Annotated in this window: 29 protein-coding genes, 1 rRNA gene and 1 riboswitch; of the genes, 29 read left to right on the top strand and 1 reads right to left on the bottom strand. The window is 54.1% G+C overall.

Annotated elements, in window-relative coordinates; genetic code table 11:
- Nucleotides 1-205 precede the first annotated feature (205 nt).
- The 20 genes from ACI1P1_RS26090 to ACI1P1_RS25995 all read left to right on the top strand — a co-directional run bounded on the left by ACI1P1_RS26090 (nucleotide 206) and on the right by ACI1P1_RS25995 (nucleotide 14823).
- Nucleotides 206-1150: a helix-turn-helix domain-containing protein gene (locus tag ACI1P1_RS26090; RefSeq protein ID WP_416219444.1), complete on the top strand. Its 945-nt coding sequence runs from the start codon at nucleotides 206-208 to the stop codon at nucleotides 1148-1150.
- A gap of 105 nt (nucleotides 1151-1255) precedes the next feature.
- Nucleotides 1256-1342: riboswitch (cyclic di-GMP riboswitch) on the top strand.
- 84 nt (nucleotides 1343-1426) lie between these two features.
- Nucleotides 1427-2167 (top strand): SH3 domain-containing protein, encoded by a 741-nt coding sequence (locus ACI1P1_RS26085; RefSeq protein ID WP_416219443.1) that lies wholly within the window; start codon nucleotides 1427-1429, stop codon nucleotides 2165-2167.
- Nucleotides 2134-2376: an NlpC/P60 family protein gene (locus ACI1P1_RS26080; protein WP_416219442.1), complete on the top strand. Its 243-nt coding sequence runs from the start codon at nucleotides 2134-2136 to the stop codon at nucleotides 2374-2376. Before ACI1P1_RS26085 ends, ACI1P1_RS26080 begins: the two co-directional genes overlap by 34 nt.
- 150 nt (nucleotides 2377-2526) lie before the next feature.
- The gene (locus ACI1P1_RS26075; protein ID WP_416219441.1) at nucleotides 2527-3243 is read left to right on the top strand and encodes a CpaB family protein; all 717 of its coding nucleotides are present in this window, start codon (nucleotides 2527-2529) and stop codon (nucleotides 3241-3243) included.
- A complete protein-coding gene (locus tag ACI1P1_RS26070; RefSeq protein ID WP_416219440.1) occupies nucleotides 3240-4091 on the top strand; it encodes an AAA family ATPase in 852 nt (283 codons plus the stop codon). The genes ACI1P1_RS26075 and ACI1P1_RS26070 overlap by 4 nt, the downstream gene beginning before the upstream one ends.
- Nucleotides 4092-4137: 46 nt before the next feature.
- A complete protein-coding gene (locus ACI1P1_RS26065) occupies nucleotides 4138-5553 on the top strand; it encodes an ATPase, T2SS/T4P/T4SS family (RefSeq protein WP_416219439.1) in 1416 nt (471 codons plus the stop codon).
- Nucleotides 5544-6470, top strand: coding sequence for a type II secretion system F family protein (locus ACI1P1_RS26060; protein ID WP_416219438.1), 927 nt, complete (start codon nucleotides 5544-5546; stop codon nucleotides 6468-6470). Before ACI1P1_RS26065 ends, ACI1P1_RS26060 begins: the two co-directional genes overlap by 10 nt.
- 15 nt (nucleotides 6471-6485) lie before the next feature.
- Entirely contained in the window at nucleotides 6486-7394 is a 909-nt protein-coding gene (locus ACI1P1_RS26055) for a hypothetical protein (protein WP_416219437.1), read from the top strand.
- 35 nt (nucleotides 7395-7429) lie between these two features.
- Nucleotides 7430-7582 (top strand): hypothetical protein, encoded by a 153-nt coding sequence (locus tag ACI1P1_RS26050; RefSeq protein ID WP_416219436.1) that lies wholly within the window; start codon nucleotides 7430-7432, stop codon nucleotides 7580-7582.
- A 25-nt stretch (nucleotides 7583-7607) separates the two neighbouring features.
- Nucleotides 7608-7754, top strand: coding sequence for a hypothetical protein (locus ACI1P1_RS26045; protein ID WP_416219435.1), 147 nt, complete (start codon nucleotides 7608-7610; stop codon nucleotides 7752-7754).
- A gap of 4 nt (nucleotides 7755-7758) precedes the next feature.
- Nucleotides 7759-8184, top strand: coding sequence for a hypothetical protein (locus tag ACI1P1_RS26040; RefSeq protein ID WP_416219434.1), 426 nt, complete (start codon nucleotides 7759-7761; stop codon nucleotides 8182-8184).
- Entirely contained in the window at nucleotides 8181-8663 is a 483-nt protein-coding gene (locus tag ACI1P1_RS26035; RefSeq protein WP_416219433.1) for a hypothetical protein, read from the top strand. The genes ACI1P1_RS26040 and ACI1P1_RS26035 overlap by 4 nt, the downstream gene beginning before the upstream one ends.
- A gap of 188 nt (nucleotides 8664-8851) precedes the next feature.
- On the top strand, nucleotides 8852-9388 hold the full coding sequence (gene sigY / locus ACI1P1_RS26030; protein ID WP_416219432.1) for an RNA polymerase sigma factor SigY: 537 nt from the start codon (nucleotides 8852-8854) through the stop codon (nucleotides 9386-9388).
- Nucleotides 9385-9723: a YxlC family protein gene (locus ACI1P1_RS26025; RefSeq protein WP_416219430.1), complete on the top strand. Its 339-nt coding sequence runs from the start codon at nucleotides 9385-9387 to the stop codon at nucleotides 9721-9723. Before sigY ends, ACI1P1_RS26025 begins: the two co-directional genes overlap by 4 nt.
- Nucleotides 9720-9911 carry a transcriptional regulator gene (locus tag ACI1P1_RS26020; protein WP_416219429.1) on the top strand — a complete coding sequence of 64 codons (192 nt, stop codon included), beginning with the start codon at nucleotides 9720-9722 and terminating at the stop codon, nucleotides 9909-9911. Before ACI1P1_RS26025 ends, ACI1P1_RS26020 begins: the two co-directional genes overlap by 4 nt.
- 154 nt (nucleotides 9912-10065) lie before the next feature.
- Nucleotides 10066-10452 carry an ATPase gene (locus ACI1P1_RS26015; RefSeq protein WP_416219428.1) on the top strand — a complete coding sequence of 129 codons (387 nt, stop codon included), beginning with the start codon at nucleotides 10066-10068 and terminating at the stop codon, nucleotides 10450-10452.
- Between the two features lie 434 nt (nucleotides 10453-10886).
- Nucleotides 10887-11174, top strand: a complete 288-nt coding sequence (gene gatC, locus ACI1P1_RS26010) for an Asp-tRNA(Asn)/Glu-tRNA(Gln) amidotransferase subunit GatC (RefSeq protein ID WP_416219427.1) — start codon at nucleotides 10887-10889, stop codon at nucleotides 11172-11174.
- Between the two features lie 176 nt (nucleotides 11175-11350).
- Nucleotides 11351-12835, top strand: coding sequence for an Asp-tRNA(Asn)/Glu-tRNA(Gln) amidotransferase subunit GatA (gatA, locus tag ACI1P1_RS26005; protein ID WP_416219426.1), 1485 nt, complete (start codon nucleotides 11351-11353; stop codon nucleotides 12833-12835).
- A complete protein-coding gene (gene gatB, locus ACI1P1_RS26000) occupies nucleotides 12832-14283 on the top strand; it encodes an Asp-tRNA(Asn)/Glu-tRNA(Gln) amidotransferase subunit GatB (RefSeq protein ID WP_416219424.1) in 1452 nt (483 codons plus the stop codon). The genes gatA and gatB overlap by 4 nt, the downstream gene beginning before the upstream one ends.
- Nucleotides 14284-14298: 15 nt before the next feature.
- Nucleotides 14299-14823, top strand: coding sequence for a GNAT family N-acetyltransferase (locus ACI1P1_RS25995; protein WP_416219423.1), 525 nt, complete (start codon nucleotides 14299-14301; stop codon nucleotides 14821-14823).
- On the opposite strand, the gene ACI1P1_RS25990 is transcribed toward ACI1P1_RS25995, so the two are convergent.
- The gene (locus ACI1P1_RS25990) at nucleotides 14818-16494 is read right to left on the bottom strand and encodes a hypothetical protein (protein WP_416219422.1); all 1677 of its coding nucleotides are present in this window, start codon (nucleotides 16492-16494) and stop codon (nucleotides 14818-14820) included. The genes ACI1P1_RS25995 and ACI1P1_RS25990 overlap by 6 nt on opposite strands.
- Nucleotides 16495-16676: 182 nt before the next feature.
- Here ACI1P1_RS25990 and ACI1P1_RS25985 point away from each other — a divergent pair, with 182 nt between their 5' ends.
- The 9 genes from ACI1P1_RS25985 to ACI1P1_RS25945 all read left to right on the top strand — a co-directional run.
- Nucleotides 16677-17378, top strand: a complete 702-nt coding sequence (locus ACI1P1_RS25985; protein ID WP_416219421.1) for an MgtC/SapB family protein — start codon at nucleotides 16677-16679, stop codon at nucleotides 17376-17378.
- Between the two features lie 177 nt (nucleotides 17379-17555).
- Entirely contained in the window at nucleotides 17556-18173 is a 618-nt protein-coding gene (locus tag ACI1P1_RS25980; protein ID WP_416219419.1) for an RNA polymerase sigma factor, read from the top strand.
- Nucleotides 18109-18558, top strand: coding sequence for a cupin domain-containing protein (locus ACI1P1_RS25975; RefSeq protein WP_416219418.1), 450 nt, complete (start codon nucleotides 18109-18111; stop codon nucleotides 18556-18558). The genes ACI1P1_RS25980 and ACI1P1_RS25975 overlap by 65 nt, the downstream gene beginning before the upstream one ends.
- Nucleotides 18559-18590: 32 nt before the next feature.
- On the top strand, nucleotides 18591-19244 hold the full coding sequence (locus ACI1P1_RS25970; protein WP_416219417.1) for a hypothetical protein: 654 nt from the start codon (nucleotides 18591-18593) through the stop codon (nucleotides 19242-19244).
- A gap of 50 nt (nucleotides 19245-19294) precedes the next feature.
- Entirely contained in the window at nucleotides 19295-20548 is a 1254-nt protein-coding gene (locus tag ACI1P1_RS25965; protein WP_416219416.1) for a DUF4097 family beta strand repeat-containing protein, read from the top strand.
- A 119-nt stretch (nucleotides 20549-20667) separates the two neighbouring features.
- Nucleotides 20668-21102, top strand: coding sequence for a Fur family transcriptional regulator (locus tag ACI1P1_RS25960; protein WP_113022442.1), 435 nt, complete (start codon nucleotides 20668-20670; stop codon nucleotides 21100-21102).
- 117 nt (nucleotides 21103-21219) lie between these two features.
- Complete coding sequence (locus ACI1P1_RS25955) at nucleotides 21220-22956, top strand: glycosyl hydrolase family 18 protein (protein WP_416219415.1); 1737 nt, start codon at nucleotides 21220-21222, stop codon at nucleotides 22954-22956.
- A gap of 216 nt (nucleotides 22957-23172) precedes the next feature.
- Entirely contained in the window at nucleotides 23173-24069 is an 897-nt protein-coding gene (locus ACI1P1_RS25950) for a nucleotidyltransferase-like protein (protein WP_416219414.1), read from the top strand.
- A 291-nt stretch (nucleotides 24070-24360) separates the two neighbouring features.
- A 16S ribosomal RNA gene (locus ACI1P1_RS25945) occupies nucleotides 24361-24432 on the top strand; the annotation flags it as partial.

Here is a 24432-nt window from a genome sequence, read left to right as displayed (position 1 = left end):
TCCTCCGCTTATTGCTCTTCCGTAATAGTCTGTCATGCTCTAATTATAGCAGGCTTCCGGGAGGAAGAGAACGGACATTCTTGTGCATTTCCTGGAAAATGGACAATGCAGGGCAGAAAAGAAAACGCTTCAGGCTTCTCCGTATTATTCCGCAGGATGCTTATGTTACAATAAAGAACAACAGGGTTTGAATGCGGAGGCGCTTATGGAATCTATTCGGGAAAATATACAGTACCAGCATCCATTTTTGGCGGTGAAAATTTTTGATGCCGTCCGTTCCTGCCAGCCGTACCAGAAGGTGACGCGCTGGCATTACCATAAGGAAATCGAGCTGATTCTGATGCTCCAGGGGCGCTACGGCTTCTATCTCAACGAAACCCCCGTTGTCCTGCAGCCCGGAGAGCTGATTCTTATCGGGTCTAATGAGCTGCACACGGATTATCCCTGCGACAACGGCTCTTATCTGGTGTTTCAATTTGATATCCAGGAGCATCTGGAAAACAGCGGTTTGCCTTATTACCGCTACTTTGCCGATCCTTCCGTCCCTCTTAGCAGGCTGAATTACATATTCCAGGAAAACCATGAGGTACGGCAGACGGTTGCCCGCTGCATCCAATCCATCAACGAGGAATTTCTGGCCAAGCAGGACGGCTACGAAATCGCCATCAGCATCCAGATCAAGCAGATCATTCTATCTTTGCTCCGCGCGGATTCACGGAAGGTCATCCCGTCCCGGGAGAATTCCGACATTATCCGGCTGCGTCCGGTTCTGGATTACATCGATATACACTTGAGCGACAAGCTCCAGGTGGAGGAAGCCTGCAAGCTGGCTAATATGAGCTACCATTATTTTGTGAAGTATTTCAAAAAAACCATGGGGATTTCCTTCGTGGATTATATTACCCTCAAAAAAATCAGGCGGGCCGAGCGGCTGCTGCTTACCAAGGATCTGAGCATTTCCCAGATCGGGGAAGAGGTGGGGATGTCCAACATGGCCCACTTCTACAAGATGTTCCGCAAATTCAAGGCATGCTCCCCTAATGAATTCCGCAAGAAGATGCTGTTTGATACGGCGGGTAGGCAGGAGGAGTTGAATCCACCGGAGGCTAAAGCACCACAAAGTTTCCAAAATTTTTCAGTGTGTCAATAGGTACCGGGGCATGAAGGAAATGACATAAATCGAGTCTGTTGCTCTATATTCGACAAGTACCCCCTCAATTTATAATGGGATTACGAAGACATCGACGACCCGGTTTTCCGATAAAGGCAAACCCGGCGAAAGCCGGTGACGCAAAGCTACAGGGGCTGCCCCGCTTAAGCGGAATGCCTGCCAGCTGCCGAACAGAAGATACCCTCAGGGGCACTCTTTCGGCCGGAAGAGTGCTCTTTCGATGACTTCGACATTATACCTAATGGAGGGTTCCACATGATGAAACGCACCCTGTCTCTGCTTCTTGCCGTCACCTTCCTCATTATGCTTCTTCCCCTCACCGCAGCAGCCGCCGAGGACGAGGTCCCCACGAAGGGCAAGGTAATCGCTGGCGTCAGCTTCCGGTCCCAGCCTTCAACCTCAAGTACGCTCTACCGGCTGCTCAAGAAAAACGAAACAGTTAAGGTCCTGGATGAAATAAACCCCTACTGGTACCGGATTGAGGATCAGAACGGCCAACAAGGTTTTGTCTCCGCCAGTGACAAATACATAGAGATCACCAGTAACGCAGAAGTCATTTACGGTGTGAATATGAGAAAAGCCCCTTCCACCTCAGGCGATGTTGTCCGTATGCTCACGAAGGGCGAAGAGCTGCTGGTTCTGGAGAAGGCCAATGACAGCTGGTTTAAAGTCAGAGATGCCGCAGGTGTCGAGGGGTATGCCAGCGCCGGCACCAAATACATAAAGCTGAATACCAACGTCTACAAAATGAAGCTGAGCAAGTCGGACCTGATTGAAGCCTTTATCGCTGAAGGCATGAAGTATATGGGCACGCCTTATGAGTTCGGCTCCACCCGGTTTGACATTACCACCTTTGACTGCTCTGACTTTGTGCTGCAGGCCTTCTGGAATGTGACCGCACTGCCATTCCTGCCGACTCCCGCGGTCAGGCTGCATACGTCCAGGAGCTGGGCGGAATTGAGATGGATTGGAAGAATCTCAAACGCGGCGATCTGATGTTCTTTATGTCCTACGCCGGCTCCAAAGCCTCGGACTATGCCAATGTCAATCCCATGACCGAGGAAGTGACCCATGTGGCCATCTACCTGGGCGACGGCCAGATGCTGCATACCTATTCGCCCGAATCCGGCGGAGTGCGCATCGACACCATCGAGGGGAAAACCTGGGCATACCGCTACCTATACGGCGGAAGCTTTATCCGGTAATACTGTAAATATTTACTTGACGTATTCCGGGCATGTCTGATAAGATAACCTCACTTGAATAAACGGATCATTAGTTTTGCGAAGGACGCAAACTTGGGAATTTCCCCGGTTTGCGTCCTTTTTTTCGTCCGGCATAAAGGAGAGGGAGCGTTGACCAGAAGAAGAAATTTAGGCTACAGCCTTGTGGCGGGATTGCTGGCAGTGCTGTTGGTCTACGGTGTGTACATGATTTTAATCCGGCAGGTGGAGCTGCAGCAAACGGTGCGCATTGTAGCCCCGAAGGATTTTATTCCCGCCGGAACCCGGCTGGAGGCAGGGATGCTGGAGCTGGTCACCGTTGTCAAAAGCGGGCTGCGTCCAGGCATGCTCGAGACGGTGGAGTCCGCTGTGGGCAAATGGGCGCTGGTTCCCCTGGGAACACGTGAGCCAATCCTGGATTGGAAGATAGACCGGTTTTCCCTGCTGCCCGCTCCCGGACAAGCCACCTTTCCCGTCCCCAAGGAATATGTGCTGTCCATTCCGGGAGGAATCCGGGCGGGGGACCAGGTGGCGGTTTATGCTACCGGCAAAAGCGGCACGGTCCGCCTGCTGGAGGAGGCGGTAACGGTGGCCTCCATCAAGTCCTCCGCCAATACGGAGGTGGATGATCCCAAGGAGCCGAGCATTATCGCCAAGGTGAATAACGACAAGGAGAAGCTGTATACCTCCCGTAGGGATGCCAATGGTAAGGCGGAGCAGCTGAATTTGAACCTGACCGAGGACCAATGGCGCGTGATCGACGAAGCCTGCGGAACGAAGCAGAACAAGCTGGTAATCGCCTTCCTGTCCGCATCCAAGCCGGAGGAGGAAGGAGGAGAGAAGCCATGAACGGAAACGGGAAGCTGATTGTGTTTACCGGCTCCACCCCCAATATCGGGACCACGGTAGTGGCCTTTGGCACTGCGGTCCTGCTGGCCCGGCTGTCAGGCGAACCGGTGGGGCATCTATGCCTGAATTTGAAAAGCTCAAAGCTGCACCATTATGCGGGTTTAGATCCTTGCCCACCCGGGGTGGACCAGATCCGGGCGGAAATGCGCTCCGGGGGATTGACCCCCGGTTTCCTGAAGTCCCGCATGGTACAGGTTAAGGGAGTACCAGGTGTTCACGTTCTGTTTGGCTCGCTCCAGCGGGAGCAGGCGGAGTTTTTTCAGCCGGAGGATATCAGCCATCTGCTGGACATCGCCACGCAGTGTTTTCCGCGATGTGTGGTGGAAGTCAATGCCTATTGGGATAACGCCGCCACGCTTGCAGCGCTGATGCAGGCGGATGAACGTATTCTGGTCACATCCACGGAGCTGGGGCATTTCCAGGAGGACGTAAACCGTGGCCTAAAGCAGATGGCCCCCATGTTCGGTGTGAGCTCCGAACAGTTCCTGCTGGCGGTCACACAGCATAACCGCAGCGACGGCCTGACCCCGCAGGATGCGGCCAAGGAAACGGGCATGCGTCTTGCGGCTGTGGTGAAGGCGGACCCGGAGCTCAGGCGGCTGCTGGGCCAGGGCAGGCTGGCTGAATATATCGGCGGCAATGATGGGATTACCCAGGCGCTTCTGTCCCTGTGCGCTGAGCTGGGGGTCTCCCCCAAGGAGCCGGCTTCTGGGGAAGGGATATGGGCTTTGCTCGGACGGCAAAGCCGGCTTTTCCTGGGAGGGCGGACCCCACGCAGGAACCAATGAATATGAGACTGCAGCCCATGCTGCGGTTCCCTATAAGGAGGTTAATATGGAACAACGGTTTTCAGTCCTCTCCTATGCGGACAAACGACGCCAACTGGAGGAGGAAAAAAGCCGCAGGAGCGGAGGCGGGTCTCCCGGCCAGGAAGGGGAGGACAGCTGGTTCCGGGTGTTGATGGACGAGATCCGCAAGGAGCTGGCGGCCCCCCGGGGGAAAACGGAGGAGGAGCGCCGGATCTACACGGATACCCTGAACAGGGCTGTCATCGGCTACGAGCCTGCCCGCCGGGCTATTATGGGCATGATTGTGGATCTTTTGGCCAAGAAAAGAATCCACCGCCCGCCGCCGCCCTCCACCCGGTACACCAGCCTCGCCGAGGCTGCTTTTGCGGAGGTGATCGGGTGGAATGTCCTGGACACGGTGCTTCGCCACAGGTCCGGGCTGGAGGAGATTCAGGTCATCGGCGAGCAGATATTTGAGGTGCGGCAGGGAAACCCCGCCCTATCGCCGGTGAAGCTTCAATCTGCCAAGGAGCTGGAGCGTCTGCAGCAGAATCTGGTGTTGTTTAACGGCGACTCCCTCCATGTCCGCAAAAAATGGGCGGAGGTCACCCTGCTGGACGGGGCGCGGGTCACCATGACGGGCATGGGCTTTACCTCGTCTCCTACGCTGACTATCCGGTTTTATTCCCAAGCCCTGTTCGACCTGGAGGAATTGTCCCGGCCTGAAACCGGAACACTCCCGGAGGAGGTGGCGGAGCTAATGCGGATATTGGTGCGGGCCTCCTTCAATCTGGTGATTACCGGCTCCACCAATTCGGGCAAAACCACCCTTATCAAGGCGCTGATCCGGGAGATGCCCGACCATGAGCGGCTGGTAACCATCGAATCCCGGTACGAGCTGCGGATCAAGCGGGACTTTCCGCAAAAGAATTGTGTGGAATACGAAATCAACGAGGATGATCCCCGGCATGACGGCGCACAGGCGTTTAAGCTGGCTCTCCGGCAATCCCCCAAACGGATCATCCATGCGGAAATCCGGGATCAGGATGCCGCTCTGTATGTCCGGGCCTGCACCCGGGGCCATGAGGGCAGCATGACCACCGTCCATGCCAGTGCCCTGGAGGATGCGCCGGACGCCATAGCGGATATGTGCCTGATGGAGAACCGGGCTATGGAGCCGGCCAGGCTGGTCCGGCGGATTGCCCAATATGTCACCCAGATCGGAATCGAGATGGCGTTGGTTAACGGGAAACGCCGGATTACCCGTATCGGTGAGTTTTCCTTTGCCGAAGGGGCTGTTACGGTCAGCGATTGGGTCCGGTACGATCCCGCTGCCGGGAGTTGGCAGTACCCGCTTGGGCTGTCCCAACGGTCCAGGGAGCGAATCCGGCAGGCCGACCCGGAGGGGTATGCCAAGCTGGAGCGGCTCCGGGAGAAGGGAGGAATGAACCGGTGCTTCTGACCAGCCTGCAGGGTTCGCTTTCACTCTTATTGTTTATGCTGCTGTTCATTACGCTGCGGCGTCTTGCGCTGGTTGTAGGAAACCGGCATGCCGCCCGTTCGCGGCTGTCCTCCGGCAAAGAAAAAATTGCCGCAGAACGGTTCTTCCACCGGCTCCCCTTCCGTCGGCATCTTCAGGACATGATGGAGGTGACCCGCTTCTTCCCGTCTGTAAGCGCATTTGTCACCTGTTGTTTGCTTCTGTTATTGACTGGGATCATTCTGGGCGTGTTTTTCTTCCAGAGTCTGAAAGGAGTGGCGGTGTTGGGGCCGGTCTGCGGAATTGCACCATACCTGGTACTCAGGATTAAGCTGCTTTCCCGGCAACTCCGCACCCGGCTGCAGTTTTTACCTGCCGCCGAGGTGTTTTACCAGCAGCTTTTGCTGACGGAGCATCCCAATCTCCGCAATGTGCTGCAGGCTGTAATTGCCGAGGACCGGCTGGCCTATTCCGTGAAGCCCAGCTTCCAGCAGCTGCAGCGGAATCTTTCGGCAGGCAGGGAGCCGGAGGATGCTCTGCGTATTTTTGAGCTGGAGCATGGACATATCTGGGCCCATTATTTCGCCAATCTGATGCGGCTGGGTCTGCAGGAGGGCTTGAATATGGCCTCGGGCTTGAAGGAGCTCATCGATGATATGCGCCGGGCCCAGCTTTTTGATCAGCGTGCCCGGAACCGTCTATTGGAGATCCGGCTGGCCAGCTTTTCACCCGCATTTTTTCTGGCGCTGTTTATGGGTGTAAACCTGAAGCTCAACTATGAAAATTCTGTCCGCTTTTACTTTTACAGCTCCGAGGGCAAAAACATGCTCCTTAATGCGGTTGTGCTGATGTTCGGCTCGCTTTTGATGGGGATTTATTTGTCCATCAGGCGTGTGTAAGGAGGGGGACATGGAATGGAACAGCTTACGATGTATGGTGTGCTGGCGGGGCTGCTTATGCTGCTGGCATGCACCTGCTATGCTGCCCTCCTGTATTTACTGAAAGGGATATCCAGACCTGCCCGGGTTATGCGCTTCCGCGCCCGTTCGGGGAGCGGACCTCAATCTGATCCCCCGGATTGGCTAGCCCTGCTGCTGGGGATTAGGCCGGGACGGGACGGGAATGAACGGGATGCGGAGCGGAGGCAGCTGTTGGCGGCTGCGGGCTTGCGGATACATCCGGTATGGTACCGTTTGGGAAGAAGGGCGGCGTTGGGGGCTACTCTCCTGCTTTTGCTGGCGGTGTGGTTTTTGCGGGATGTGGTGGCACAGCTCTTGAGTATATCCCCCTACGCGGTTATGGCTGTGCTGGCCGGACTGCTGTTCTGTCTGTGGCTGGACCGCCCGTTTCTGGAGCAATTACAGAAGCGGAGAGCCAATTTTATTATGGAGGAGATTTACGCCGTTTCCCGGCAGCTTCTGTACTTTGCCGCTTCTCCTCTTCCCCTGCACGGGAAGCTGATGCGCTGCATGACGTATACCCGTCTGATCAGGCAGGATTGGCAGCTTTTGCTTAATGAGTGGTATCAGGATGCGGAAACGGCTATCGAACACTTCCGGCTCCGGTTGGGGACGGAGGAGGGATACGGCTTTGCCGAAACGCTGAATTATTTAAGGCTGTACGACAATGAAGCCTATTACAATTTGCTCAGACGGCGGGTGGATGACTGCAAGGAGCGTTTGGAGCTTCTGCGGGACAGCCGCAAGGAATCCGCTTCATATGCGCTGTTCGTCATTGCGGCCCTTCCCATCATGTATACCTTTCAAATTTTTATATACCCTTGGGTTCAGGAAGGGCAGCGTTTGTTTCAGGGTTTGAATTAAGACCATATACCCGTAATGAATGGAGAGGATTTTTCATGCGCAATATTTTGATGACCGTTATGTTGTTAATCGTGGTTGTGGTGATGTTCACCACAGTAATCACCGCGCCGTCTACCGGCACCAAGGCCGTAATTGAGGGCAAGGGTTCGTCCATTAACTCGCAGATCACCTCCTTGATATCGCCGTGATGAGCAGAGGGGAAGGGGTCGTGTTATGAAGGAACTGCTGGTTGTGCTGCTGCTGACAGCGGTAATTGTACTAATCTACCAGGCATCCATTGGAGGCCCTGACGGTATGGAAAGCCGGGTGCGGGATGGAGGGGGCAGGGTTCATCCCGTTATCGAACGGCTGAACCCTTGATACGATGAAGCAAATATTGGTGTTTCTGCTGTTTTCGCTGATGCTGGTGTGGCTGATGTTTTCCCCTGTTTACCGCCATATTCTTATTCTCCGCCAAGCCATGCTGCAGAAGGAAACGGATTATCTCCTGGAGGTGGGTGCCAGCGGCGCCTACGGGTATATTGACGGCAGCATGCTGGAGGCCTCCCGGGAACGGCTGGTCCAAGTGGGGTTTAACCGGGATGAGCTGACTTATACGGTAACGGCCCAATCCGGACGGGACCCGATGGACCCGGACCGTCCTCTTCCCCGGGGGGAGGGCCTGCGCCTGGTGATTACCTATCCCTACGGCAACCTGTTCGGCGTCGACCGGCTTCTTGGAATCAGCTCCCCGGGAAGCTCGGACCGGATGGGAGCGGTTGGGATGAAAATGAGCGAATATGTGCCATGAACAAGCTTCTGCTGTTTATTTTGCTGGTTGCGTTTTGCATGGCATTGTTTGCGCTGCAGGCCGATGAGGAATTAGCCATGCACCAGTATTTTGATCTGAAGCACGGGGTTAACCGGGCTGCCCATGCGGGAGCCCAAGCCGTGGACAAGACGCTGCTGGCGCAGGGTAGGGTGGATCTGGACAAGGATGCGGCCAGGGAGACGGCCCTTCTGTACCTGCGGGAGAATCTACGGCTGGATGAAGGGCTGGTGCCCTTGCCGGATACGTTCCTGCAGGGGCAGGTATCGGTGCTGGCACTGGAGGTGATCGGGACGGAACAAACTTTTCCGTACCGGTACGAGCAGCCTGCTTATAACTATGCCGTGACCTTGAACCGGCCCGGTGTTGTGATGATTATTGAGGTCCGGTATCCCCGGATGTACAATGTATTAAAGCCTGTATATTGGACGGTAAAAAGCAGTGCCGAGCTGGTGCTGTAAGCTTCGAGGCAGCCCGCCGCCAGTTAAACTGGACTGTGACCCGCAAGGAGGGACACTTTGACAAAAGTGGCTCTGTTGCGGATCACCGTTCAAAACTGGGAGTGGGCTGTTTTTATTGATGGGCGGCATGAACGATTTCTGTCCGGCAGTCGTATTATAGTCGAATTACCGCGGGTTCAAGAAAGCAGGTGATATTCTTGCAGGACGGCGAGGAAAGCAGGCTCATTGAGCAGGCCGGGCGCGGAGACAAACAAGCAATGCAAATCCTGCTTCAGACTCACTATACCTTTTTGGTTAAATATCTGGTTAAAATCACCCTGCAGCCTTATCTGGCGGAGGATCTGGCGCAGGAAACCATGCTTCGCTGCATGGAGAAAATCCGGCTGTACAACGGGAAATCCCGATTTTCCACCTGGATGATGACCATCGCCTCCCGGTTATTCATCGATTATACCCGCAAGCAAAAAAGGGAACGGTTTCTGCTGGAGCAGGAGCAAGCCGTACGTAAGCTGAAGTGGCAGGCGCAGCAGATGGAGGAAACCGGTACGGAAATTTGGGAGGCCCTTGCCGCACTGGATGAGGAGCATCGTGTGTCTGTTATATTGAAGCATTATTACGGATATGCCTACGAGGAAATCGGGGAAATTCTCGGGATTCCCGCAGGTACGGTGAAGTCCAGGGTCCATAACGGAGTAAGGGCCTTGCGAAAGGAGCTGGAAGCATGAATAAGGACGAAAATCTTTCTGCGGAGAAGGAGGAGCAGCAGCTGGCGGAGCTCCTGCGCTCCGGTCTGGATGCATTGGAACGGACGGTTTCCATAACCGAGCCGGACTCCGCTGCCTTCGCTGCGCGGCTGGAAGAGCAGCGGCGTATGCTGCGCAAACGGTTCGTGGGAGATTTGCTGCTTTTTTTGGCTGCCGCCTGCTCACTCCTTGGTGTAATGGGGCTTATGCTGTTTAAGATGCCGATGCTGTTTATGGTGTTGTATGGGGCAGGCTTTTTACTCCCGGCTATCCTGGCCTATAAGGAAAAAGAAAAGGAAAGGGTGAGGGAAGGATGACGGATGCACAAGTTTGGGCTATTATACTCGCATTGCCGATTCTGATCGCACAAGCGCTGTATCTTTTTATCGATGCCCGCAAAAGAGGCCGTTTCCCTTGGTTATGGGGGCTTTGGGGACTAATCCACGCCCCGCTTCCTTTAATTGTGTATTATTTCACCGTCCGCAGAACAGGGCGGCGCACATAGGAGTAGAGCAAGCGCCCTCCTTACGGAAGCGGCGCTTTTTTTGTGCGAATCTTTCAATTGGACACAACCGGATTTTTCTAGTAACATAAGAAGCAAATTCATAGGCTACTAGACTGTGCGCGGTTAATCCGGGCCAGGCAAAGGAGGAGTCGGTATGCTGCCATTGGGTCAAAAGGTATTTATTGTCGCCGACAGCTTTGAACAAAACCTGCCTATTGGAGAGCACGGATACATCATTGCGTATGACCGGAATCCGGATAATGTATTCGAATATGTGGTTCGCGTGCCCAAAACGAATAAGCATTTTTTCGTGACGGGCAGTGATATAGAGACCGAGGAACTGCTGCTTTCCCAGGAGGCGGAGCGGATTGAGCGGGAGGCGCTGATCGATTTTGCGTTGGCTACTCATAATGAAGCGTTATTCCGCCGGCTGATGAACGGTGACCCTGAGGAGAATCCCCCTGCAGATGGCGATAGCAACAAGGAAGTCATCAGCAGAGAGGATTTTATCCGCCAGGTGGGGCTGAAGGCCTGGATTTAAGATTGTTTGATGGGTTGAGCCGTTCCCGGAGATGGGGGCGGCTTTTTATTTTTCGGCTGGGGGGGTGGGCAACTGGTAGAGGACTCGGAGCTAGGACTGAAAATCTAACGGACACAGAAGCCGTTATTATGCCGAAAATGGCGGTGCTGGAATTCTAACGGAGGCAGGAGCCTTTATTTGAGCTGACGGGAGGCAAAATGGGGTGGTTTGGGGGAAATAGCGTCTTCTGGCGCCGTTAGAAATAGGAAAAGCCGTTTTTGTGGCAAATAGCGGCGCTGGCCGCCGTTAGAATGGACCATACTGGTGGAGACTGGGAAGAGGCTTAACTAAGGTAAGCATGGGGCTGGCGGAAGTTTTGGAAATCGGCAATTGAGTTCATTTTTCCGGTAGGCTATAATGGAATGAAGTATTTTGGAGAAAAATGGGGTGCAGTGATGAGCATAACTGTAAAAGATGTGGAGCATGTCGCCGCTTTGGCCAGATTGGAGCTGACTGAGGAGGAGAAGGACGTGTATGCCGGCCAGCTGAACGCCATCCTGAAGTATGCAGAGCAGCTGAATGCCCTGGATACGGAGGGTGTGGAGCCGACCAGCCATGCGGTGCCTCTTTTTAACGTCATGCGGGAGGACACAGTGAAGCCTTCGATTCCCGTAGAGGTCGCTATGCTGAACGCGCCGGAGGAAGAGGACGGCCAATTCAAGGTTCCGGCGGTTTTGGAATAAGGAGAATTTCCGCTCCGCGAAATTAGCGGAGGTTTAATGCAGCTTATGCTTACGATGCAGGCTTTCTTTACAGAAAGCCCTAGCTTATGCTTACGATGCCAGTTTTCGCTCCCGCGAAAACAGTTGATGCTTACGATGCAGGCTTTCTTTACAGAAAGCCCTTAGGAGGGTTACACGTGTCATTGTTTGATTTGCGATTGCAGGAAGTGCATGACAAGCTAACGGGCGGGGAATTGTCCGTCACTGATCTGGTGGACGCCTCTTACCAGCGGATTGCCCATGTGGAGCCCCAGGTTTCCGCTTTTCTTCATCTATATGAGGAGGATGCCCGGGCACAGGCTGCCGTGCTGGACAAGCAGCTGAAGAACGGCGGCGACCGGGGACTGCTGTTTGGTCTGCCCGCAGGCATTAAGGACAACATGACCGCGGTGGGTACACTGACCACCTGCGCCAGCAAATTCCTGGCCAACTACCAGTCTATCTATGATTCGACGGCCGTGTCCAAGCTGAAGAACGCCCAAGCTGTACTGGTGGGCAAAACCAACATGGACGAGTTCGCCATGGGCGGCTCCAACGAAAACTCCGGGTTCCATCCCACCTATAACCCTTGGAATACAGCCTATGTACCCGGCGGCTCCAGCGGCGGTTCGGCAGCTGCTGTAGCCGCAGGCGAGGTTTATTTCTCCCTGGGCTCCGATACCGGCGGTTCCATCCGGCAGCCGGCCTCCTATTGCGGCATTGTGGGATTAAAGCCTACCTACGGCCTGGTATCCCGTTATGGTCTGGTGGCCTTTGCCTCTTCCCTGGATCAAATCGGTCCATTGACCAAAAATGTGGAGGACGCCGCCTACGTGCTCCAGGCCATTGCGGGACATGACGGGCAGGATTCCACCTCTCTGAACGTGGAGATTCCCGACTACATTTCTGCTCTTACGGGTGATGTGAAGGGATTGCGCATTGCGGTTCCCAAGGAATATCTGGGAGCCGGTGTTGATCCGGCCGTGAAGGAATCGGTGCTGGCTGCCCTCAAGGTTTACGAGAGCTTAGGCGCCGTATGGGAAGAGGTATCCCTGCCCCATACGGAATATGCCGTCGCTACTTATTATCTCCTGGCTTCCTCGGAGGCCTCCTCCAACCTGGCCCGTTATGACGGTGTCCGCTACGGCGTCCGCGCCGAGAATGCCGAGAACCTGCTGGACCTGTACAAAAAATCCCGCAGCCAAGGCTTTGGCGCCGAGGTGAAACGCCGGATTATGCTGGGCACCTACGCATTGAGCTCCGGCTATTATGACGCCTTCTACCTGAAGGCGCAGAAGGTCCGGACCCTGATTCGCCAGGATTTTGAGAAGGTGTTCCAAAATTATGATGTAATTATCGGGCCTACGGCTCCGACCACCGCTTTCCCCATCGGGGCACAGGTGGACGACCCGCTGACCATGTATCTCAACGATATTCTCACCATTCCGGTGAACCTGGCTGGCATTCCCGCCATCAGCATTCCCTGCGGCCACAGCGGCGGTTTGCCGGTAGGCCTGCAGATTATCGGCAAGGCGCTGGATGAAGCAACCGTATTGCGTGCAGCCCATGCCTTTGAGCAGAACACCGCTTACCATACCCTGCGTCCTTCCCTGGCCGCCGACATCAAGGAGGCAACCGTATGACCACCACATCCGCAACCCGGTATGAAACCGTCATTGGCCTTGAGGTCCATGTGGAGCTGCATACCGCAACCAAGATTTTCTGCGGCTGCGCCACCTCCTTCGGCGCCGAGCCCAATACCCGCACCTGCCCCGTCTGCCTGGGACATCCCGGCGTGCTGCCGGTGCTGAACCGCCAGGCGGTGGAGTATGCCATGAAGGCGGCAATGGCCTTGAACTGCCAGATCGCCTCTGTCAGCAAATTCGACCGGAAGAATTATTTTTATCCCGACCTGCCCAAGGCCTATCAGATTTCGCAATTTGACAAGCCCATCGGCGAACACGGGTATATCGATATTGAAGTGAACGGTGTGGAAAAGCGCATCGGCATTACCCGGGTTCACCTGGAGGAGGATGCCTGCAAGCTGAATCACGTGGACGGCGGTTATGCCTCTCTCGTCGATATTAACCGGGGGGGGACTCCTCTGATTGAGATCGTCTCCGAGCCGGACCTGCGCTCCCCGGAGGAAGCCAGAGCTTATCTGGAGAAAATCCGCACTATTATGCAGTATTGCGAAGTGTCCGACGTGAAGATGGAGGAGGGCTCCCTGCGCTGCGACGCCAACGTAAGCCTTCGCCCTTACGGCCAGGAGCAGTTCGGCACCAAAGCAGAATTGAAGAACATGAACTCCTTCCGCGGTGTGCAGAAGGGGCTGGAATACGAGGAAATCCGTCAGGCGGAGGTGCTCCGTTCCGGCGGCAAAATCGTTCAGGAAACCCGGCGTTATGATGACGCCCAAGGCAAAACCTTCTCCATGCGGAGCAAGGAGGAGGCCCATGATTACCGGTATTTCCCGGACCCGGATTTGGTGACCCTGCATATTGACGATGCGTGGAAGGACCGTGTCCGCGGCAGCATTCCCGAGCTTCCGGATTCCCGGAAGGCCCGTTATACGGCAGAGCTGGGACTGTCCGGCTACGATGCCGAGGTCATTACCGCCTCCAAGAGCTTGGCTGATCTTTTTGAGGAAAGTCTCCAATACACCACCGATGCCAAAGCAGCCGTCAACTGGATTATGGGCGACCTGCTGGGTTACCTGAACGCCAACGGATTGGACCCTGCCCAAACGAAGGTAACGGGAAAAAGCCTCGGAAGCATGATTTCCCTGATTGAAAAGGGAACCATCAGCGGCAAAATCGCCAAAACCGTCTTCAAGGGCATGCTGGAAACCGGCAAGGATCCGGAAAAGATCGTAGAGGAGCAAGGGCTGGTCCAAATCAGCGACGAAGGGGCTATTAAATCCATCGTTGAGCAGGTCGTGGCGGACAATCCTCAATCCGTGGCGGATTTCAAGGCCGGCAAGGAAAAGGCCATCGGCTTCCTGGTAGGCCAGGTAATGAAGGCCTCCAAGGGCAAGGCTAACCCGGCTTTGGCCAACAAGCTTATTCTTGAGGTATTAAGCAACAGCTGACAGGAGTGAAGACACATGGTCCGGCTTATCGATTTGGACAATACCCAAGAGATGCTGGAGCTCCTTGCCCTTCAGGCGGCTGCATACAACAAAGAGGCGGAATTGGTCGGCCTGGCCGACATTCCGCCTCTTTTGCAATCCCCGCAGTCCGTGCGGGCTTCGGGAGAGGTCTATTATGGTTTCTTCACGGAGGAAGGGCTGGCCGGCGCGGTTTCACTGAAGCGGGAGCAGCCCTCTCTGCTGGCGGCTCCGCCCGGGCCGGAGCGGCTGCATATCTGCCGCATGATGGTCCAGCCGGGCATGTTCCGCCGCGGCATTGCATCGGCCCTGCTGCGCCGTGTGCTGGAGCTTGCCGCCGCCGATGGGCTGGACACCGCCGTGTTGGCGGTGTCCATCAATGAGCCGGCTATGGCCCTGTACGGCCGCTTTGGCTTTGAGACCATCCGGCAGCATCCCGCCATCGGCGGGCTTACGCTGAACGAGATGGTCGCGAAGCCCGCCGTACAGGCAGCGCCCGGAGATGCCGGCGGCAGCCTATAAAGCCACTGTGTACCCCTCGAAGGACACCGGGCTTTCATTGATGGTCCGCAGCTTTACGGACCCGCCCGTTGAGATATCCAGCCGGAGCTCCGTGCCGTCTGCAAGTGTTTTGCCGGTAAATTGAAGGACTCCGTCCATGCTGCTGAACAGCCCCTCTTGCGCTTGGCTGCTTGCCGCGGCAGCCACCTCGGTCAAGCTGCCCCATCCGCGGGCTGATGCGGTCCCGGCGGTAAAGGCCTCCACAGCCACGCCGTTTGCGCCGCCTTCGGACCTGACTTCGATGCAGCCCCGCTCTTCATTTTCCACACAGGTATAAGGATTCATAATATGCACCACCAGATACACATCCCCCACCAATCCGGCCATCTGCCGGTCGCCGAACAGCCAATCCCCTTTTGGCAGCACACCAAGGATCAGCTCCGCTTTCACGGGCTCCTCAGACGGTGCAAACAAGGACACTGCCGCATTGCGGTGTAACAGTACCTGGGACAGACCGCCCTCATGCCGATAATCCCCTTCGGAAAACCCGTTGCCGGGCCGGAAAAAATACGCCTTATTAACGCTTCCGTCCCGGTTTGCGGGCAGGGTCACGTCCCAACGGTGCTGCTCGTTATCAAACTCCGTCGCACGTTCCCACACACCGCCTACAGCGAAGTCCGGAGTCATAAATGTATAGCTGTGCAAGCAGCCCTCCGCCAGATTTTGCGGATGAATCGGAATCAGGCGCCGCACCTCCCGCACATCGGTTCTGGCTGCTGCTTCAAAGGTGATTTCCTTCGTAGAGGGCGATGCAGGCAAAATCCCCGCTGCCTCAAGGCGCGCAATGGAATCAGGCAAAGGAAAGTCCCCATATTCCACATAATCCAGCAGCGTGTTGCGGTCAGCCGGGATATCATGGCCCAAACCGCGGGAGTGGGGGCCGGCCCATGCTCCCTTCAGGTAAGTAAGGGACCGCACTTCCCACAGGTAATCAAGCATATTATGGAGAAGCTGAAGCGTATCCGCATCCTTGGCTAGCGCACGGGCACAGGAGAAGGACTGGACCCAATGCCAAAACCAGGGCATAGCACTGTATTCCCTCATACCATTAGCTTGGATGGTTTCCAGCAGCAGACGCAAATTGGCCTGTCCTTCCGCCGCCAATGCCTCATCCCGAAACAGCTCGCCCCAAATGATCTGTTGGGCGATGTATTTGGATTCATGGTGGTTAAAATATTCTACCGGCTTCCGGTAATAATCCCCCATATAGGCATGCCGCATAGCTTCCTCGAAGGCGCTCCGCAGCTCAATGCCCATTCTCGCCCCGAAGGAATGATGATACCAGGCAATCAGCGAACCCAACAGCTCGACGGGCAAGGTATGGGGGGACGCCGAAAAGGGGTCATTCCCCAGATTCAGCGGCCAATGCCCGTACATAGGAGCATCTGGCTCTTTTATTTGAAGCTTCAGCACTAAGAGCAGTATTTCTTCGCCAAGCCGGGCTCCCTGATCCTTGGGAAAAGATACGGTTACTTCCGGATCTGTGCTTGCAGCGTACAGATGCATGGCATAATACAGGTTGTCCCGCATATCCCGGTGAAACCAGAAGCCGCTTTCCAGGCGGGGCAGATGAAAGGCCGTTTCGGCGGCAAAAACCAGCACTTCTTGGCGGCGCTCTATATGATTGGTCACGTTAAATGGCACACTCCATTCGTGGAAATCTGATTAATTGAAACCTTTAAACTAGAGTGTAGGCTACTTTTGGACTGTGAGCAACAAAAAAATTGCCGGTCTGTTTTTATTCCCGGTCCCCCTTGCTATAATATAGCTTTACAATGAAATGCAAACCATCTGCGAACAGGAGCTGAAGCGCCATGAGTCCCTGGCATCTTGATCCGATTTACATGGCCGGACGGCTGATGCTCGCCCTTATACTGGGCGGGCTTATAGGTTTCGAACGGGAGCGCAACAGCAGTGCTGCAGGCTTCCGCACTCATATTCTGGTATGCCTCGGATCGGCATTAATCATGCTGCTGTCCGCCCACGGCTTTCCCGAATTCGCCAAGCAGCCCGGCGTCAATATGGACCCGGCCAGATTGGCGGCGCAAGTCATCAGCGGGATTGGTTTTTTGGGTGCGGGCACTATCCTGCGCAACGGGCTTTCCATCACCGGTCTGACCACGGCCGCTTCCTTGTGGGTGGTTGCCGCCATTGGTTTGGCTGCAGGCGCAGGATTTTATTTTCCGGCGATCCTCAGCACTATTATGGTGCTTCTCAGTCTGTGGATGCTGAATGCGGTAGAAAAGCGGTTCTTCAGCTCCAAGCGGGTTTATCTGCTGAAAATCCATGCGACCCGCACACATGGGGTTCTTAATGAGATTTCATCTCTTCTGGAGCGGCAGGGTGTGGTAATCATCCGCTTGTCCACGGAGGAAGATGACCGCAACGAAAATGAAGTGGATCTGCGGGTCACCATGTCCGTCAAGCTGCCCAAGGGCATGAAGGCGCTGCTTCTTGCGGATGAAATCCGGGAGCTGAAGTTTATTACCGGAGTGTATGTGGAATACGGAGCGTAAGCGATTCCCCCAAAAGTGAAGCAAATGCTTCGAAGCTTATTCCGATTACTTTTGGGGGAGCCCCCGGAAAGAAAACACTTTTTTTAAAAAAATTTGATTTAATGAAGGGATTGCCGGAAATCCGGCGTCTAATAGAATGATGTAAAAAACATGGCCGCGGCAGGGGAAGGTGAGTGCATGGAGCAGCTGACGGATGAACAACTGATTGAGCGGGTCCGTCAGGGCAGCATGGACGCCTTCGCCGCTTTGGTGGACCGCCACAAAAACGGCGTTTTCCAATTTATCCGCTGCCGGGTGGAGATCCGGGAAACGGCTGAGGACTTGGCTCAGGAGGTTTTTCTGAAGCTGTACCGGCATCTGCCGGACTTCCGGGGAGATGCCCGATTCACCACCTGGCTTTATGGCCTAACCCTTAATACGGTGCGGGATCATCTCCGCATGAAGAAGAGGCGCCCCGTTACAACGGTGCTGGAAACGCTGAAGGGATGGTTCACCGATTCTCGGGAGGAGCCTGAGGCGGAGGCTGTACGGTCCGAGGAGCGTCAAACCGTAGCGGGCATCCTGGCCGGGTTACCGCCCAAATACCGGGAGGTGCTGGTGCTTTACCACTACAGGCAAATGGCTTTGTCGGAAGTCGCCCTGCTTTTGCAAATCCCGGTGAAAACCGCAGAAACCCGCCTGTATCGGGGGAAGCAGCTTCTCAAAGAACGATGGCTGGAGGTGGATCAACATGAAGACAGTGCATCCCAACGACGGACAGCTCGAACAGTACCGGAAGCAAAGGCTGATTCCTGAGCAAAAGCAGCATATTTCCGCACATGTGGAGGTTTGCCCGTTGTGCTCCCGCCGCGTAAGGGACATGGAAAGGCTGGAGCTTCTTCTCGACAGCGCTGCTGCGGAATCTCTCACTGACGATTTTACCTCCAAGCTGATAGCCAGGCTGGAGGTGGAACAGCGGACATCCGGAACGGTCCAGCCAGTGCCGGTAAAGCGGAGAATGATCCTGCGATCCGAAATCGTGAACATCATGGTTGCAGCTGCCGCTACGTATCTGTTTGTGGCCAGCGGCGCATTAAAGGTTGTGGTGGCGCTGAATCAAGCCTCATTGGAAATCCATGTGTTTAGCAGACTGGGGACAGCCTTTCAGGTTGTAGGCCAGTGGTTTGGAAGCTTCAATTAAACGGTGAATACATATCAAGAGGAGGATAAAACATGGATTTTCCAGAGCAAAGCGGACCCGCGTATACCGGGGGACGCACTTATTTCGACGAGGGTATCCCAATGGGCAAGCAGGCACAGGAGCCTTTTGGTTATCCCAACATGGGGTATCCGGGTATGGACCCGTTTTTGAACCTGCCCTTGAAACGGAAGTTCCTTGCGGGGCTGTTTTCCTTTTTTGTCCCCGGCACGGGGCACTTTTATTTGGGCTTGATGCAAAAGGGCCTGTTGATCATGCTGATGTTTATTTTCAACATTGCCGCCATGGTGTTCGCCACGGAAGCCAACAACTTCAGCGGGAATACCTATTTGCCGCTGGTTGTGGTTCTGGGCTGTTTAATTCCGGTAACGTATTTCTATAGTCTGTTCGACGCGCTGCAATCCACTGACCAGGTGAACGCCTACCGCAAGGCTGTACGTGCAGGGCATATTCCGCCTTCGCCTGCAGGTACCGATGCACTGGGCAAGCAAATTCATGCCGGGGTGTTTGGGATTGGCTTCATGGGAATCGGCGTGGTGCTGTTTCTGGTTTCCGCCAAACCGGCCTGGCTGGAGGACCTGTTCAAGATTATGGGGTCTTATGTAGGCGCGGTGCTGCTGATCGGTGTGGGGCTTTTGCTGTTTTTGAATGAGTCCAAAAAAAGATAAGTCATTGATCGGGACCGGTTACAGGTGAAGGATGGGAAGGAGATGGAATCATGCTGAAGGTGGGACGGTATACAGCGGCGCTTCTGCTTTTGTCGGTGGGCCTGCTCCTTTTGCTGGATCAAACCCGGGGCACCGGATATATGGCATTGCTCTTGGATTGGTGGCCGGTACTCTTAATTACGCTTGGTGTTGAATATCTGCTGTTTAATTTTATCTACCGCAAAAAAGAAACGTCCTTCCGGCTGGATTGGGGCGGCCTGGTTTTGTCCGTGCTGATTTCGGCCGTGGTGGTAGGGATCACCCAGGCTGACCGTCTGCCCAAGGATTGGCTGGGGAATTTGAATTTCAATATCAGTACCCTGAATTTGTCCTTTTCCTCCGAAAGCGGGTACAGCTTCAATAAACCCGAGCAGGCCATTCCCCTCCCCAAGGGAGTAGAGCGGATAGAACTGGAGAATCCCAACGGAAGTGTGGAAATCCGCGGCGGCGATGTAAAGGACATGATCATCCAGGCTGTAGTGTGGGTGGATAAAGTGGATGAAACGGAAGCTGCCCGGATTGCAGAGGAATCCACCATTGATTATTCCGGGGGCAGCACCTTCAAGATTATGACCAACGCCAAGGAGTATACAGGCGGGTTCCCTAATAAGCGTAAGCCTCGGGTCAATTTGCAGGTTACGGTACCGGAGGCCATTAAGGCGGATTATCACCTGAAGCTTCTGAACGGCAAGGTCATTGCGGAGCATGTGCCGGTAAAAGAAGTGTTGATTGTGAGAACCACCAACGGAGCGATTACGGTAGCGGACATTGACGGGAACATCACGGCAGATACCACCAACGGAGCGGTGGATGTTTCGGATATCGGGGGAGATGCCTCGGTGGAAACAACCAATGGAGTCGTGACGGCTATGGCTGTGGGCGGAAAGCTGGAGGTGGATACCACCAACGGAGCGGTGAAGGTGCAACGGGTTCAAGGGGATGCGGATATCGAGACACTGAACGGCAAAATTACGGTGGTGGATGCGGAGGCGGGCATTAAGGCCAATGCCACTAATGGAACCATCTCCATTACTGTCGGCAAAGTTGGCGGGGACTACACCCTCAAAAATACCACCAGCTCCATCGAGCTGCATATTCCCGCTATGGCCGACGTACAAGTCAAAGGCTCCACCTCGTACGGCTCCATCAACACGAACCTGCCTCTGACTGTAGAAGGCAAAAAAATCACCGGAATATTAGGCACTGGCCTGCATCAAATCAAAATTGACACGAACAATAAAATTTACGTTAACAGTTTAGACTAATTTGCCTGTCCAATAGCTTTACAGATTGGTGAACGTCGTTGACAATCACTTTTCGCCACCCGTACAATGAGTTTAACATAGTAATGACTCTTGACAAATACTTGTTAGGTGGTGAAAGTATGAATTATCGTTTTGAACAGGCCCTGGATAAATTAAAAACAACCGGGGTACGGATGACCCCCCAACGGCATGCCATTCTTTCTTTTTTATTGGATTCTACCGCTCATCCTACAGCAGATGATATCTACAAGGCGCTTGAAGAGCGTTTTCCCAGCATGAGTGTCGCAACGGTCTACAATAACCTCAAGGTGTTTATTGAAGCCGGTCTGGTTATGGAGCTGACCTATGGCGATGATTCCAGCCGGTTTGACGCCAATATGGACCATCATTATCATGCCCAATGCGAGAATTGCGGCAAAATGGTGGACTTCATGTACCCCCCCCTCTCCGCAGTCGAAGAAATGGCCGCGGCATCTACAGGTTTTGTCGTTCACGGGCACCGTTTTGAGGTTCACGGGCTGTGCAAGGAATGTGCGAATCCTACCAAACACTGATTTTGTGTGACTTCTTTTTGTCGGATCGTGTAGTATAATAGACATGCCGCTGTTTTTCCAATAAGCGGGGCATGTCTTTTTTGTTAACCATTATAGGAAGGATGTGACCGAAACGTTTTGAGATCCGCCAGACGTCTGTCCGCCAGAGGACTGCTCCGGACCTTTGCGCTGTTGTTATTTGCCGCCGCGCTTGCCGGTGCTGCCGCTTATTATTGGCATGTATATTGGCCCAGCAGCCAGCATAGAGACTATACCTTCAACGAGCCGGGCAATCCCGTATTCTATAAAGGCGAGGAGCTTAAGCCGTCCGCCAAAGGCAGCGGTGACGGGCTGAAGCTTCCTTTCGAGCTGATTCGGACTATAATCGATCCTACTATTCATTATGAAGCGGAGAGCCAGTCCGTTATTGTTACCACGGCCAATAAAGTGATCCGGCTGAAGACCAGCCAGTTAACCGGCACCATTAATGAGAAACCCTTCAAGCTTCAATTTCCCGTTGAAAAAGAAGGAGATACCGTATATGTGCCCATCGAGCCTCTCAAGGAGCTGTACCCCATTGAGCTAAGGCAGTCATCCGATACGGGCGCTGTCATCGTTCATAAGAAGGGGGACGCTATCGCATGGGCTTCCGCCAAGCAGAAAGGGGATAAACCCGATGAAACCCGTGCACTGCGGGCCGGACCTACGGTAAAGGCGGATATTTATACCGATGTGCCCCAGGGTGAGCGGGTGATGATCTGGAAGGATGCGGAGGACTGGTTTTTCGTCCAGTTGGAAAACGGTTATACCGGCTATATGCGTAAGCAGGACCTGACCTTGGAGCAGCCGGAGGTGCTGCCGGAGCCTGCCAAACCGGAAACCCCGTATGTGCCATGGAAGCCTGTAGGCGGCAAAATCAATTTAACCTGGCAGCAGGTGTATAACAAAACTCCCGACCCCACCAAGTATGGACCTATGCCGGGTCTGAATGTGATTAGTCCTCAATGGTTTATGCTGGCCGACGGCAGCGGGACCATCAAGCAAACCGCGGACAGCTCCTTTATGCAGTGGGCGCGGAGCCAGAATTTGCAGGTATGGGCGCTGTTCAACAACGGTTTTGATCCTAAACGGACGTCAGAGGCCTTGTCCACCTACGACAAGCGTATGAATATGATCCGCCAGATTGTGTCCTTCGTCCAGCTTTACAAGCTTCAGGGCATCAATGTGGATTTCGAAAATGTCTATCTCAAAGACAAGGCCGTTTTTGTCCAATTTATCCGTGAGCTTACACCCTTTTTGCATGAGCAGGGGGCAGTGGTATCGGTGGATGTAACGGTGAAGGACGGCTCCGAAACCTATTCCCTGTTCCTGGACCGCAGAGCCTTGGCGGAGTCGGTGGATTATATGATGGTCATGACCTACGACGAGCACTGGGGATCAAGCCCTGTAGCGGGCTCTGTGGCCTCTCTGCCGTGGGTGGAGAAGGGGATTGTACAGATTATGAAGGAGGACGACGTTCCTGCTTCCAAGCTGCTGTTAGGCGTACCGTATTACACCCGGATCTGGACAGAGAAAACCAAGGACGGCAAAACCACCGTCACCTCCAAGGCTGTTGGCATGGAATCGATTGACAAGCTGCTGGCAGAGAAAAAGCTGAAGCCTACCCTGGATGAGGCATCCGGCCAAAATTATGTGGAGTACAAGGAAGACAGCAGCACCACCGTGAGGATCTGGATCGAGGATGAGGTATCCATGAAGAAGCGGATAGAGCTGGTAAAAACCTATGATCTGGCGGGAGTAGCCTCCTGGAGCCGCGGGCAGGAGAAAGCAAGTATTTGGCCGCTGATTAAGGAGACGCTGGAGAAACGGCCATAATTCTTATTGTTTTACCGTTTAGTACGGGCTGGGGATTTTCCTCGGCCCGTTTTTTATTGTAATGAAACAGGATCACGAAAAAATTTTGCGAACATGTGATCTTAAGGAGGAAAAGGTTAATCCCGCGTAGAATAAACATGTGTAAAAGCGTGCGGCTTGCCATTGGCGGTTTGCCGGTTGCATACGGACGGATTGCATGAATGGGGGAACACATGAATGAACGCCCAGATCCTTACTCAAAAAGAGCAGCTTGTTGCCGGTCTTTCACAATTGCGCGGCTTGCTGGGAATTGTGGCTTTATGGAATGCCAGCGGCTTTTCCGTGCTGACAGAGGGCAATGATCTGCTCCTGATTGTCGTACTGGAGGATGAGAGCCCTGCTTCGTCCACGTATCACTATATTCAGGACGGTATTCGCATCCAGGAACGGCGGTTGTCCAAAGGCCACATTGAACACTTGCTGGCCATGCGTGATGACCGGGCGGTTACGCGTCTGATTATAGAGGGAGACATCTGGGTGGACCGGGACGACTATCTGGAGGGTATCCGCGCCTCCTTCCTGAAGTATCCCGCACTGCTTAAACAGCAGAAGCTTCTGAGCGAGTTTTCCTTATTCCTGAAGCGCTCGCTGCAATGCAAGGAGTTTATCTTCGCCGATGAGATATTGGATGCTTACGGCAGCCTGCTGCGGGCCATTCATCATTGGGGACGGATTACGCTTATTGAAGAGGATGTTCTTCCCGAAATCACCATGTGGCAGCAGATCCGCGGACGCAACCCCGAGGTGTACAAGCTGTACGAGGAATTGACGGAGAGCCCGGAAACCTTGAAGCAGCGTGTGGAGCTGGTTCTCTTGGCCTGCGAATTTTCCGTCATGTCCAAAATGGAAGATTGCTGTGCCCTCCTGATCGGGATTCTGGAGGAGGCAGAGAAGCCCATAAGCGTTCAGGAGCTGCTGGCACATCCTTTCCTGAAGGGCATGTCTACGGCGAATATTCCCCTCATGTTAAACAAGCTGGCGCGCAAATCCATCATTAAGGAAGTAGCCGTTCCGGCGGAGGAAGAGCTGTTTTCCCTGGAAATTCATTATGGGGTTTTTAAGGATTCAAATTAAATATTGTCGAACCCCTTGACTTATCCTGTCTGTATATGTTAAATTAATTTTCGCCGCTGAGACAAGAAACACAGCGGATGAGCAAAAGAAGCAAGGCAAGCAAGAAATTAAAAAATAATGCTTGCAAAGATGCATGACAATGTGGTATATTAAAAAAGTCGCCTCTTGAAGAAGAGAACGACGAAGAAACAAACGAGCTCCTTGAAAACTGAACAACGAGCAGCAAAACAATGAAGCCAAACGTTTGAACAATTGAGCAATCAGCTCTAACATAACGGTCTTCGGACCACTTTTATGGAGAGTTTGATCCTGGCTCAGGACGAACGCTGGCGGCGTGCCTAATACATGCAAGTCGAGCGGGTT

The organism is Paenibacillus mesotrionivorans, assembly GCF_046098205.1.
Lineage (GTDB): Bacteria > Bacillota > Bacilli > Paenibacillales > NBRC-103111 > Paenibacillus_AR > Paenibacillus_AR mesotrionivorans.
This window is presented reverse-complemented; position numbering and strand designations above follow the sequence as displayed.